Source organism: Nitrosomonas sp. Is35, from assembly GCF_033063295.1.
Classification (GTDB): Bacteria; Pseudomonadota; Gammaproteobacteria; order Burkholderiales; family Nitrosomonadaceae; genus Nitrosomonas.
In genome coordinates, this window is sequence record NZ_JAWJZH010000001.1 from 3,186,623 (window position 1) to 3,199,003 (window position 12,381).

General features: G+C 49.3%; 11 protein-coding genes. 5 read left to right on the forward strand and 6 right to left on the reverse strand.

Translation table 11 applies throughout. The features are described from left to right. Positions 1-9: 9 nt before the first annotated feature. The 4 genes from R2083_RS14800 to R2083_RS14815 form a co-directional block, all read right to left on the reverse strand. Positions 10-1,389 (reverse strand): DUF4139 domain-containing protein, encoded by a 1,380-nt coding sequence (locus R2083_RS14800; protein WP_317539011.1) that lies wholly within the window; start codon positions 1,387-1,389, stop codon positions 10-12. 111 nt (positions 1,390-1,500) lie between these two features. Continuing rightward, positions 1,501-1,860, reverse strand: coding sequence for a DUF3135 domain-containing protein (locus R2083_RS14805; protein WP_317538918.1), 360 nt, complete (start codon positions 1,858-1,860; stop codon positions 1,501-1,503). A gap of 241 nt (positions 1,861-2,101) precedes the next feature. Then, positions 2,102-3,631, reverse strand: a complete 1,530-nt coding sequence (locus R2083_RS14810; protein WP_317538919.1) for a PAS domain-containing methyl-accepting chemotaxis protein — start codon at positions 3,629-3,631, stop codon at positions 2,102-2,104. A gap of 306 nt (positions 3,632-3,937) precedes the next feature. Continuing rightward, positions 3,938-4,393, reverse strand: a complete 456-nt coding sequence (locus R2083_RS14815) for a YbaN family protein (protein ID WP_317538920.1) — start codon at positions 4,391-4,393, stop codon at positions 3,938-3,940. A gap of 182 nt (positions 4,394-4,575) precedes the next feature. Here R2083_RS14815 and R2083_RS14820 point away from each other — a divergent pair, with 182 nt between their 5' ends. The 4 genes from R2083_RS14820 to R2083_RS14835 all read left to right on the forward strand — a co-directional run bounded on the left by R2083_RS14820 (position 4,576) and on the right by R2083_RS14835 (position 9,855). Continuing rightward, positions 4,576-5,040, forward strand: coding sequence for an FKBP-type peptidyl-prolyl cis-trans isomerase (locus tag R2083_RS14820; protein ID WP_317538921.1), 465 nt, complete (start codon positions 4,576-4,578; stop codon positions 5,038-5,040). 178 nt (positions 5,041-5,218) lie between these two features. Beyond that, a complete protein-coding gene (locus R2083_RS14825) occupies positions 5,219-8,443 on the forward strand; it encodes a DUF748 domain-containing protein (RefSeq protein ID WP_317538922.1) in 3,225 nt (1,074 codons plus the stop codon). Positions 8,444-8,513: 70 nt separating this feature from the next. After that, complete coding sequence (locus R2083_RS14830; protein ID WP_317538923.1) at positions 8,514-9,026, forward strand: DUF2141 domain-containing protein; 513 nt, start codon at positions 8,514-8,516, stop codon at positions 9,024-9,026. 10 nt (positions 9,027-9,036) lie between these two features. Then, entirely contained in the window at positions 9,037-9,855 is an 819-nt protein-coding gene (locus R2083_RS14835; RefSeq protein WP_317538924.1) for an alpha/beta hydrolase, read from the forward strand. 20 nt (positions 9,856-9,875) lie between these two features. Here the strand turns inward: R2083_RS14835 and R2083_RS14840 are convergent, their stop codons facing one another. After that, entirely contained in the window at positions 9,876-10,445 is a 570-nt protein-coding gene (locus R2083_RS14840; protein ID WP_317538925.1) for a hypothetical protein, read from the reverse strand. 173 nt (positions 10,446-10,618) lie between these two features. Next, on the reverse strand, positions 10,619-11,719 hold the full coding sequence (locus R2083_RS14845) for an acyltransferase (protein WP_317531988.1): 1,101 nt from the start codon (positions 11,717-11,719) through the stop codon (positions 10,619-10,621). A 172-nt stretch (positions 11,720-11,891) separates the two neighbouring features. On the opposite strand from R2083_RS14845, the gene R2083_RS14850 reads away from it, so the two are divergent. Beyond that, positions 11,892-12,374: a CinA family protein gene (locus R2083_RS14850; RefSeq protein ID WP_317531989.1), complete on the forward strand. Its 483-nt coding sequence runs from the start codon at positions 11,892-11,894 to the stop codon at positions 12,372-12,374. Positions 12,375-12,381: the final 7 nt, after the last annotated feature.

Here is a 12,381-nt window from a genome sequence, read left to right on the forward strand (position 1 = left end):
AAACTGTCGTCAGAACCTGACTTGGACGCGATACTTCAGCGTAACTGCGCTTTCCGCAGGGACAGTCACTTGCCATACGGCTGTGTTACTGGCTGGTTTATGGTGCGGCTGGCTTTCTTCGATTATTTTCCAGTCACCCGGTATGGGTTCTTGCACAGTGACCGTGGCCATTTCCTTTTTGGCATTTTTGAGCGTGATTTCGTAAGCGCTTTCAAAACGGTTAACGCTATTGTTCCCGGTGCTTAATTGCTTGAAATCGGTTTGTTTCTTATCCGCTGTGACATCAAAAGACTGCCCCAGCTTTACCCGCACGATCTCGTTCTTCGGTGTGTGATCGATGCGATCTTCACCGACGAACTGGGCGTTTCCGGCTTTATCGCGTTTGTAGGCGCGTAAAATACCTTTGGGCAGCGGTATGCCTAACCGGGCCGATTCTTTATTATCAAACTGCATGAACACACTCACTTTCAGTTTCTGTCCCAGATCACCATAACCGGAAGCATAATAATAATCGCTGCCCGCCAGCACCAGCTCTTTACGGGCTGGCACGCCGGAGGCATTCAGTAGCGCGACTTGCTTAGTTTGGTTCTCGGCAATCGTCGTTAACCGATCCAGGTTATAGAGATGATATTCCATGAGCGATTCCTGGCGCATCGGCTCGACAGCGTTATCCGCCGCCATTTTGGCTCTCATCGCTACTGGTGCAGCGAATTCTTGCTGCACCCGGTTGATATCACCGGCCACCAATTGCAGCTTTGCATTGACATACCGGGTACCACTGGTGTTCGTCAACGTCACCCAGCCGGACAAATCCAGTTGATCATCCGCATCATTCAGTTCAGCGACATAATCCGCTTTCCAAGCCAGACCGCCGGTCAAATAACTCAGTTCCAACGCTTGCGCTGTGTGGCCATGATGAATTCCCTCGATCACCAGCGTAGGGCGATCACGCAAGTTGCCGGGCACATTCTCAAAGGTGATGCGGCCCGGCAATCCAGTTTCAATGCGATCGGCCATCTTGAGCACCACACCCTCGGTAGCCGCCAGCACCAATGCGCTCTCTTTGCTTTCAACGCCGGTAGCCGGATTGATTTTAACGATCGACACTGTTTGACCGACGTATTTACTCAGCAGACTTTGCGGCGTGAGCAAATCGAAATTGAAGTTTTGCTCGGCAATTGTAATGCTACCCGGATTGGTGACACTCCTTAGCAATGCCGTTTCAGGCCGCATTAGCGCGCTGACATCACGCCAGGCCAGATTAAAATCGCCGTTGATCAAGGAAACGTTGCGCACATCTTTTATCAACGCTAAGTCACTGTTATAGATCGTTACTGCCACCGCTTTCTGATCGCTCAGCGTACTCAGCCGTTCGTCAGCACCAGCCATGACCGTAACCTGACCGAACGATAGAATGCCGCTTGCAATGAACAGCACAGGATAAAAAGCGCGGCGTGTTGTACGCATTGAATTCCCCTATTGAAGAAGCTTAGAGCGGATTTACTTGCCGGATTTAGGCCGTTCAAACGACAAGACTTTACCGGCGGGAGCTTGTTCCAAAGTATGCAGTATTTTTTTAGGCTCCTGAAGCGCTTTGAATAAACCCGTTTCTCCAAGCACATTGGCCCACATTTTCTGCGAAATCTGTAAACAGGCGGCCATCGGGTTGCCAGCTTGCTTGCGAATTTGATCGACTTGCCATTGCAGGCCGGTCATGCGCGGTTTGAGATGATCCGGTGCCTGCGCAATTAATTGATTGATCATGTCCTGGCGCATTGCTTCAAACCTCTCGGGTTCCTCGCGAGCAATCCTGGACCACTGGTCAAAATCAAAATCCGGTATTTTTTCTTTTTCATCCATGAAAATATTTTAGCACTTTGATATCAGAGCGGATGAGCGATGTGCTGACAACCAATGCAAATTGTGGCAACTACAATGCATTGTTTCACGCTCTGATCCAATTATATCCTGATGCTACGAAAAATTTGGATTCAGGAGCTATAGCGCTCAGTCAAATCCCACGCGGAGTTATTTTCCTGTAATCAATAAAAAAGCCGGAATCAGCTGTGCATCAATTCCGGCTTTTTGGGGTAGTGACAATCTACTTACTTTCGATTTTGAATTGATTTGCCAGAACGGCAAGCATTTTGACTTTTTGCGACATGGCGCCAGTGGACGATGTCAATTTCTCTACCAGCTGCCCATTTTGCTGGGTTACTTGATCAATTTGCATAATCGCTTGATTAACTTGCTCTATTCCGTTCGATTGCTCTTCGGATGACTGAGAAATTTCACCGACGATATCGGAAATTTTTCTGACACTCTCAGTGATCATTTTTAACGAATCGGCCGATTGGTTTACCAGCTGTGTACCATTTTCCACTTTGGTAACACTATCGTTAATAAGCTCTTTGATTTGCTTTGCTGACTCAGCACTACGGCCAGCCAGACTGCGCACTTCGTTAGCGACTACCGCAAAACCACGCCCTTGTTCCCCGGCACGGGCAGCTTCCACTGCCGCATTCAGCGCCAGCAAATTGGTTTGGAATGCAATTTCGTCAATCACATTGGTAATGTCGGCAATTTTCTTGCTGCTTTCGTTAATTTGCGACATCGCTTGCATCGTGCTTGAAACCACAGAACCACTTTTCTCAGCTTGTTTGCGCGCTTCCTGCACCAGAATATTGGCTTGTTTAGCGTTGCTTGCATTTTGCTGCACGGTAGAAGTGATTTCTTCCATGCTGGATGCCGTTTCTTCAAGACTGGATGCTTGGTTTTCGGTGCGGCTTGATAAATCAACGCTACTGCTGGTTAATTCATCTGCAACATCTTCCAGAACGGTAGTTGATTCTTTAACCCGGCCAATCGCGGTACGAAGTTTTGCATTCAGAAATATCTGCACATATTCAAGCTGACCGAATTCGTCACTTCTTCCGGTATACACATAGCGTGCCAGTGGATCATTCGCAACTTTCTCGGATTTTTCTGCCAGGTTGCGCAATACACTTAACATTTGATAGATGACAGCCGTGCTAACCAAACTACCGGCAAGAAAACCGGACAAAGCGGAAAGTAATGAAATTTGTTCCGCCAGTGCTAAACCGCTAAAAACAAAAGCAAAAATGCTCGATACGAATAGTGCCATCTTTCCAGTGAAGCTGATAGGAAATCGTGTAAGTTTTACTTTATCAAGTTTAGAGCGTCGTTTATCATCGGGCGATTTTTTTGCCATAATACTTGCGTACAAAGCTTCCGCGCGATCAACCCAAGCTTTCTCAGGTTTTACCCTGACTGACTGATAACCGACAATATTACCTCCCTCATAGAGCGGGCTGGCAAAGGCGTCCACCCAATAGTGATCGCCATTTTTGTTACGGTTCTTAACCATGCCCATCCAGGGATTACCGCCTTTCAACGACTCCCATAACATCGCATACGCTTCCGGCGGCACGTCGGGATGGCGGATGATATTATGATTCTTATGTTCGAGTTCTTCCCACGTATAACCGCTCATCCGGACAAAGTCTTCATTAGCCGACGTGAGCGCTCCCTTTAAGTTAGTCGTAGAAATTATTTCACAATCATTATTCATTCCCATATCACGTTGGGTAACGGGTTCATTAATTCTCATAGCATCCACTCATTAAAATAAGTAAGAGTCTTCTTACGGAAATAATTGATATAGCTTTAGCTCAATTTGTAATATCAGCCAAGGCCGGAAAAGTTCATATTTAACAAAGAACTAACAAACCATAATCATTTCATTGAGATTTATTTATATCACCGGTGAGCGTCGCTGAATATTTTGATTTAAGGAAATCTTAATCGTGCTAATAATGATTAAACAACGTAGGAAAATTCGCCCATGATGAGGAAATTGATGGTAAGCATTTAATGCTTAAATGAAATCTTAAATTCAGAAATCCGTCATTGCAATTCAGACTTTTCTGACCGGAATCCGCCAAATATAAAAGGCCAGTATGCTGCCGATTACAACCAGCATTATTTTCTGCCATAGTTCAGGCACAATCAGAATTGAACTGCCAAATGACAATGTCATCAAAAAATACACCCAGCGTTTAACACGCTGGGGAATGCTGCGATAGAGGGTCCATTCACGAATGATCGGTCCGGCAATCCGATTTTCCAGCAATTTACGATGAAAGTGCTCGGAGCCGCGTGCGAAACAGGCCGCCGCCAATAACACAAACGGCGTCGTTGGTAATACCGGCAAAATTGCCCCTAATACGGCCAAAAATAACGCCACAAAGCCAGCGCCCAGATACATGGCGCGCACCACCGGCGAATCATGCAGACATAATAAATCGGCCGCTTGTTGCTCCGCTAGTGGCGGCTCATTGCGGCCGGTTTCACGTTGTTCGGGTAAGTGCATATTGGATGTCATAAAGAAAAAATGTTATCTGTAAAAATACTGCACACTAGGTGATTTGATCAAACCCTGGCAAAAACGATCCATTCAAGCAGCCAGTGATAAAAAGAATTGATGTTACCAGTTATAATATGCATGCGTTAATTGCTAAAATTAACCGGATTTTATTTATTCTCGAGGAAACCATGCGTACTATCAAAACACTGTTTCACTTAAGTTTCGTTCTGCTGGCACTGACACTGCTGCCCCAGACTGTTTTCGCTAATAAGAACACGGCTTCGGCCGATGGTCCCGCACTTCAAAAAATCGATACCAAAGTAGGCTCCGGCGAAGAAGCGGAAATTGGAAAAACCGTCAGCGTACATTATACCGGCTGGCTCTTCGATGAAAACGCGCCCGACAAAAAAGGCAAGAAATTCGATAGCTCCTATGATCGTAAGGAATATTTTTCTTTCATGCTCGGCGCAGGGCGTGTGATCAAAGGCTGGGATCAGGGCGTTCAAGGCATGAAAGTCGGCGGGCAACGCACGCTCATTATTCCACCTTCCATGGCTTATGGCTCACGCGGTGCTGGGAACGTTATTCCTCCGGATGCAACCTTGATATTCGACGTCGAACTCATCAGCCTGAAAGCAGGCGCGCATCATTAACATAAGCCGCTTATCCGGTTCCGGTAAATTCCGTAAATTGAGCGATCAGACTGACTCCGCAACAGTTTCTGAGCAGCTCAATTTGCCCCCGGTTAGAAACTTATATCATCAACATCCTATCCATTTAAAATGTTTTGAAACTTCGCTAACCCGCTGTAGAAATTGACAGGGCATCGCTATGACTCCGACCTCGCAGCAACGTGTTATTCGATACAAACGGCTGGGCATCAGCCTCGGCGTGATTGCGATTCTGATTGCCGCATTAGCTGCACTTGGCACCTACTGGCTGCCCGGTTATGCCAAATCCCAACTCGAAATCCGCCTGTCAGAAATTCTGCAACGCCCGGTAACGGTTGCGGCAATTGAACTAAAACCACGCACGCTCGAGCTGAACATACAGGGTTTCCGCATCGGCGAGAAAGTGGATAGCGCTGAAGCGAACGCAGCGCTTTTTTCCTTCAACACGCTGCACATCGGTCTCAGTTTGGAATCGCTCAAGCAACGCGCCGCTGTGGTTTCGTCCATCACCCTGACAGAACCGCAACTGCGTCTGGTGCGGAAAAGCGAAGACCAATTGAATATCTCCGATTTGCTGGAACGGTTCAATCAACCGGCAGAGCAGGAGGATACTGAAAATAAAACCGCTATTCCTTTTTCAATCAGCAATATCGCTATTCAAGGCGGACATGTTGAATTTATCGATCAGCACGAAAATGCCGAGCACAGCATCAGTGAAATTAACTTCGGCATCCCAATCGTCGCCAATACCGGCGGCACGGAAAATGACTGGATAGCGCCGCATTTCAGCGCGAAAATTAACGGCGCGCTTCTGTCACTCGACGGTAAATTGCGTCCTTTTGCCGCCGCTCAGGAAGCGACGCTGACTTTTAAGCTGGATAATGCAGATTTAACCCGCTTTGACCGCTACGTCACTTTGCCGGAAGGCATTCGTCTGCTTTCCGGCTTTTACGACAGTAACCTGAATCTCTCTTTCACCCAGGAAACGGGTAAAGAACCGCAAATAGAAGTGACCGGCGCCACTTCGCTGCGGCAGCTCACCCTTAAGAACAGTGCCGTAGCCGCCCCTTATCAAGCGCAATTGAAACATTTGAATATCGCGTTGACCAAAGCCGACCCGACCGGAAAGCAACCGTCACGGATAAAACTCCATATCGACCAAGCCGCACTGACGCGCGATGGCGATAAAGAACCGGCGCTATCACTGGCCAAATTGGCCATTCCTGATATCACCGTCAATACCGCGGCACAAAAAATTGCCTTGGGCACCATTACACTGGACGGATTTAACACGACATTACGCCGCGATGCGCAGGGAAATCTCGATCTTTCCCGTCTGTTTGAGTCTTCCGGATCTTCTGAGTCATCCAAATCATTCAAGTCTTCTGCAAGCGCACCGGTAGAGCGGGTGATGATTCCGATCCCGGGCAGAAAACCCGCATATCCTGCCAATACAGTCCAAACAGCCGGAAAAGAACCGCAGCAGCAGAAACTCGCGCGCGTGGATAGCGGCAGCAGCGGGAAAAAATCCTCTGCCGCTAAACCTTGGGTACCGCACATCAAAAGCATCCAATTCAAATCGGCCAAGCTGCGCTATGAAGATCTATCGCTGACAAAAATCACCCCGATGGTTATCGATTCGCTCGATTTGGCGCTGGAAGACATCGATCTCGACGGCATAGAACCGCTGCAACTCACGTTACAAGGACAAGTCAATCAACACGGCAGCATCAAAGCCAGCGGCGCGCTGGCCTGGTCGCCGCTGTCAGCGGACTTGCTGCTGAACCTCAATGCGGTTGATCTGGTATCGCTGCAAGGCTGGCTGGGCGATAAACTCACCGCGCTGCTCACCAGCGGCGATATTTCTTTCGCGGGAAATTTCAAAGCCAGCGGCGATCCGTTAAAGATTCAATTGAGCGGCGAAGGAAAACTGGGCAATTTCAATATCTTCGATAGCAAAAATGCCTATGATTTGCTGCGCTGGAAAAAACTGGAAATCGGCCGCCTCAACTACACCAATGATCCCCTGCTGGTGGATATCAACACACTTTATTTGAGCGATTTCTTTGCGCGCATGATCATCCAGCCGGATGGCACGCTCAATCTGAAACAAATCATTCAAACCGGAAAACCGTCGGAACCGGTCGCCTCGATTACCGCAGCGGCATCCAAGGATCTTAGCGCAACCGTGCCAAAAAGCGAAACACCGGTGCATATCGGCAAGATTTACCTGCAACAAGGCAATATCGATTTCAATGACCGGTTTATTAAACCGAATTACCGCGCCAAGCTGACCGCGCTTACCGGCCAGGTTGGTCCGCTCTATCCGGGCAAATCGGGAAAAGTCGATATCCGCGGCATGGTCAGCAAAACCGCGCCTTTGCATATCCAAGGAACCGTCGATCCGTTCAGCGCCGAATTGCTGCTGGATATCGTTGCGCAGGTTAAAGGTATCGATCTGCCGCCATTCAGCCCTTATTCGGGAAAATATATCGGTTATGAAATTGAGAAGGGAAAACTGTCGGCTGACGTCAATTACCAGATCGAAAATGGCGCATTAACAGCGGATAACAAGATCTTTCTCGATCAATTCACTCTCGGTGAGAAGGTCGAGAGTGAAAATGCGGTATCGCTTCCGCTCGATCTGGCCATCTCGCTGCTTAAGAATCGCCGCGGTGAAATCAATCTTCATCTGCCGCTCAAGGGCTCCATCGACGATCCGGATTTCAATCTCGGCGACATTGTCTTTTCAGCGTTTATCAATATGATCTCCAAGGCGATCACCTCGCCGTTCGCATTGCTTGGCTCGGTGTTTGAAGGCGGTGAAGAATTATCCGAGATTTCCTTTACACCCGGTTTTGCCGATATCGAGACCGAATCCGCGCAGCGCCTGGAAACCTTGGCCGGGGTTTTAAAAGACCGCTCATCGCTGCAACTGGAAATTTCCGGTCATGTCGATCCGGATGCGGATCACGAAGGGCTCAAGCTGGCCATGTTGCAAACCAAAGTCAAAGCGCAGAAATTAGCCGAAGATACCAAAAAAGGCATCGCCAGCGGCGCCATCACGGATATCAAATTGACTCCGCAGGAATACAGCAAATATCTTGAAATTGCCTACAAAAAAGAATCTTTCGACAAACCCAAGAACGCCATCGGATTGGCCAAGAGCCTTCCCAGCGCTGAAATGGAACAACTCATTCTGACCCATCTCACCGTTACCGATAGCGATTTGCAAGCGCTGGCCGAGAACCGCGCCACCGCTGCGCGTAACTGGCTGGTCGAGACTGGCGGGATTTCCAGCGAACGCATTTTTGTCGTCGGTATCCACGAAACCGGCGAGGGTTCTGAAAAGAAAGGCAGCAAGGCTGAGTTTTCATTGAAATAAGCGTTCGCGCAATGTCCATACAACCGCATCCGATTAACCCGCTTCGATAACCCTCACTTATTCTGACCCAATGAAAAACCTGACCACGCTATTTTTTGCAAAATTGGCTCGTCCATTGCTCATCCTCGCGCTGGGCTTTTTGATCGCAACACCATCCCAGTCGGCCGGAACACTCAACATCAATCCGCAAGATGCGCCTGACGCCTGCAATAAGCGCACGGCTCAGGTCAGGGTGACGGTAAAAAATGTGACGGCCGGTGGTGCTTTAAACATCGAGTTGTATGATGATCCGGACCATTTTCTCTCCAAAAAAGGGCGCAAACGCAAAGTGCGCATTCCGGCAGCCGCGGGGCAGCAAACCGCTTGCATCAATCTTGAACGAGCTGGCACTTATGCCGTGGCGGTTTATCAGGACTTGGACGGTGACCGGAAATTAAAAAAGAACTGGAATCTGTTACCGCTCGAACCTTTTGGCCTATCGAACAATCCTGAACAACCTGCCGGTTTTCCCAGATTCAGCGATTCCGCATTTACCACCGGCAAGCTCGGCGCGGATATCGTGATCAAGCTGCAGCAGCCTTAATGCGCGTGTCATGCTGCGTATGCTGCTCAATCTGCTGATCGCGCTGGTTGTCGCGTATGTAGTGATTGTTCAGCTGGTGTATTTTGGTCAATCCCGCCTGGTTTATTTCCCGGAAAAACAGCTCAGTAATACCCCCGGCGCAGTCGGGCTGGATTATAGCGCCGTCAGCATCCCAACCAGCGACGGCGAAACATTGCATGGCTGGTGGATGCCCGTACCGGATGCCAAAGGCACGGTATTGTTCTTTCATGGCAATGCCGGCAATATTTCCCATCGCATCAATTACCTGACCATGTTCAAACGGCTGGGGTATGACACGTTATTGTTCGATTATCGCGGCTATGGCCAGAGCAGCGGCACGCCGTCGGAATCCGGCACGTATCTGGATGCGCAAGCAGCTTGGCATTATTTGACTGCAACTAAAGGAATTGCGCCTGAGCGGATTATCCTGTTCGGCGAATCGCTCGGCGGCGCGGTGGCAGCGTGGCTGGCAGCACGGGAGAGACCCGGTTTGCTGGTGTTGGCTTCAACCTTTACCTCCGTTCCCGAACTAGCCGGAGAAATTTACCCGTTCCTTCCGGTACGGTGGATCAGCCGCTTTGCATACAACACACTGGCATCGCTACAGTCGGTATCTTGCCCGGTTTTCATCGCGCACAGCCCGCAGGATGACATCGTTCCATTTCATCATGGCGAGCGGCTGTTTCAGGCGGCACCGGAACCGAAGCAATTTTTACCGCTGGAAGGCAGTCACAATACCGGCTTCATTTTTATGCAACCGGCGTGGAAAAGAACCTTGGGCGCTTTTATGGATGAACATTTACGCTAGGGTCAATGCTCATCGCATCATTAATCCCTTTGATTCCCGCGATCATGATCTTTCTTGCCGCGATTTCCGTGATCGTCCTTATCGCGATTCTTGTGATCTCCTCGGCCCGGGTGATCGCGGTCACCGTGCCGGCCTTGAGAATTTTCTTGCGGATAGCGGCGTGATTCATCGTAGCGGTCGCGGTAACGATCCGAATCGCGCCCCTCATCATAGCGGCCCGGATTATCGTATTGTCTGTTTGGATACATCTGCTGGCTCTGATAATGCGGCAGATAAACATCGTTGTACCAGTTCCGCCGCACAAAATAAACCGGTTGATAGCAGGCGTTGTAACGATGACAGTATTTGTCCCAGCGTTTGGCATGACCGGGCGGCACGTACAGATAAACCGGCTGCTGTTGAACCGCGACAGCGGGAGGAATGGCCAAAACAGGATTCGGATAAATCAACTGCGGCACCGGATACTGATTGCCCAACGTGATTTGGCCATAAAACCCGGGCTGGCCGATGCTGATGGTAACCCCGACATCACTTGCCAATACCGGTACCGGAATAACTGAAATCATTACTGCCAGTAAAAAATTTCGCATGCTCAATCCTTTGTACGTATCAAAAAACATCGATCATATAAACCCGGAACTCTGGCTAGCATCTTCCCTGTTTGGGAAAATAACGTCAAGGCACAATCGATTCTCGGATTTGCTTGTATCACCCGCTTTACGCAATAACCTGCAACGATTCCCAATCCGCAGTTTCTAGCTGCTTAGAGCATAGCCAATAAGCCGCAGGTCATGAACCCTGCAGGCAGCAAGATATGCATCCGCTTGGATACCGGCCGGGCTTCCAGCCAGTTAAAAAGTAGCATACCGGCGCCGATACTGGCACACATCGCCAATAACAGACCGCATAATTGAATTTCAGGTTGATGCGGCATAAATCTGAAAAATGCGGCATTGATGATCAGCAGTACCGGGAAATGAATGAGAAAGATGGAATATGAAGCGCGCCCAAGATAAGCGAGGTAGCCGGGGATGTGTCTGCTCTGTAACACATCAAAATACTGCGCCAGCCCCAGCAGCAAAGCGACAACGCCTGCGACGGCAATGCGCGCACGGAAATCCAACAGCAGCGCGGCAATAATCACCGCAATCAGCACGGCAAGCCAGAGCACCGGGCGTTTGCTGACTGATGCCCAATAAATCAGAATACCCAGACCATAAGCGCCAAAAAAATATAAAGCCGTTTCGTCCCAGTAACGATCGCGGTTAAAAAAGAACAAAGAGACAGTGGTCAAGATGAAGATTAGAAACAAGCCGAGCGTTTGCAGACCTGAGTATCGATGCTGCATTTGATTGGCAATCCAGAACACTAAAATGGTCAGCGCAAATAATTGGAAATCAATGGCAACATACCAGACCCCGGCCGACAAAACTTCCTGATTGAGCAGATCCTGCAGCAAAAAAATATGCGCGAGCAATTGAAATAAATTGGGTGTACCGGGTATCGATTCATGCTGCATCCAGATTCTGGCCAAGGCGGCCGCGCCAATCGCTAGTGTTAATGCCGCCAGATAAGGCGTGATCAAGCGCACATAGCGTTGCTGGATAAGCTCGATTGGATTGGAGACCAGTGATAAGCCCTGCGGCGCAAGTTTTGCAGCAGCAAAAAAACCCGCGATGACAAAAAATAGTTGCACCGCGATTCTCCCATCCTCACGCAACCAATCGAGTAGTCCTGGCATCAACGGATAAGCAAAATCCGGCATGGGGCCGTAAAGGGCTAAGTGATGCGCGACGATCAACAAACAGCAGATCGCTTTTAAGGCATCCATAAAAGGCATTCTTGCACGATGATCAGCTTGCATTTGCCAGTCTTTTACAAATGAAACAGTGAGAAAAGTAAAAATAGATTCCAATATAATGACATAAGCGGCATATCGCGCATAGCGAGTGAAACAACAAAACACCTTACTGCATCAAGATTATCTTAATCATTGGAGTCATAAAATTCCTGATACAAATCAAAATGCACTCGATTTGGCAATAACCGTTGGGAAATGCCTCGCTCAGCGTGGCTGGATGCTGGTGACGGCGGAATCCTGCACCGGCGGCTGGGTGGGTCAGGCTGTCACGGCGGTATCCGGCAGCTCAGGCTGGTACGAGCGCGGATACATCACCTATAGCAATACCGCCAAATGCGAAATGCTCGGCATACAACAAGCTACTTTGGATCAGCATGGCGCCGTTTCCCCGCAAACCGCGCAGGAGATGGCCATCGGCGCGCTCAACCGCAGTCATGCGCACATCAGTGTATCGATTACCGGAATCGCCGGACCGGACGGCGGCACGGCCACCAAACCGGTCGGCATGGTGTGTTTTGCGTGGGCAACCCAGGATGGTTCGGTGCAACAAGAAACCCATTACTTTAAGGGCGACCGCGAAACCATCCGGCGCCAGGCGGTGGCTACCGCGTTGCAAGGCGTACTGACCATGTTGAACGATGCAGCAGCCATAGCTTGAAACGACA

What these genes read in the sequence shown, in the direction of transcription:
- R2083_RS14800 (WP_317539011.1), bottom strand. Translation starts at nt 1,389, where the DNA reads ATGGCTGGTGCTGACGAACGGCTGAGTACGCTGAGCGATCAGAAAGCG.
- R2083_RS14805 (WP_317538918.1), bottom strand. Translation starts at nt 1,860, where the DNA reads ATGGATGAAAAAGAAAAAATACCGGATTTTGATTTTGACCAGTGGTCC.
- R2083_RS14810 (WP_317538919.1), bottom strand. Translation starts at nt 3,631, where the DNA reads ATGAGAATTAATGAACCCGTTACCCAACGTGATATGGGAATGAATAAT.
- R2083_RS14815 (WP_317538920.1), bottom strand. Translation starts at nt 4,393, where the DNA reads ATGCACTTACCCGAACAACGTGAAACCGGCCGCAATGAGCCGCCACTA.
- R2083_RS14820 (WP_317538921.1), top strand. Translation starts at nt 4,576, where the DNA reads ATGCGTACTATCAAAACACTGTTTCACTTAAGTTTCGTTCTGCTGGCA.
- R2083_RS14825 (WP_317538922.1), top strand. Translation starts at nt 5,219, where the DNA reads ATGACTCCGACCTCGCAGCAACGTGTTATTCGATACAAACGGCTGGGC.
- R2083_RS14830 (WP_317538923.1), top strand. Translation starts at nt 8,514, where the DNA reads ATGAAAAACCTGACCACGCTATTTTTTGCAAAATTGGCTCGTCCATTG.
- R2083_RS14835 (WP_317538924.1), top strand. Translation starts at nt 9,037, where the DNA reads ATGCTGCGTATGCTGCTCAATCTGCTGATCGCGCTGGTTGTCGCGTAT.
- R2083_RS14840 (WP_317538925.1), bottom strand. Translation starts at nt 10,445, where the DNA reads ATGCGAAATTTTTTACTGGCAGTAATGATTTCAGTTATTCCGGTACCG.
- R2083_RS14845 (WP_317531988.1), bottom strand. Translation starts at nt 11,719, where the DNA reads ATGCAAGCTGATCATCGTGCAAGAATGCCTTTTATGGATGCCTTAAAA.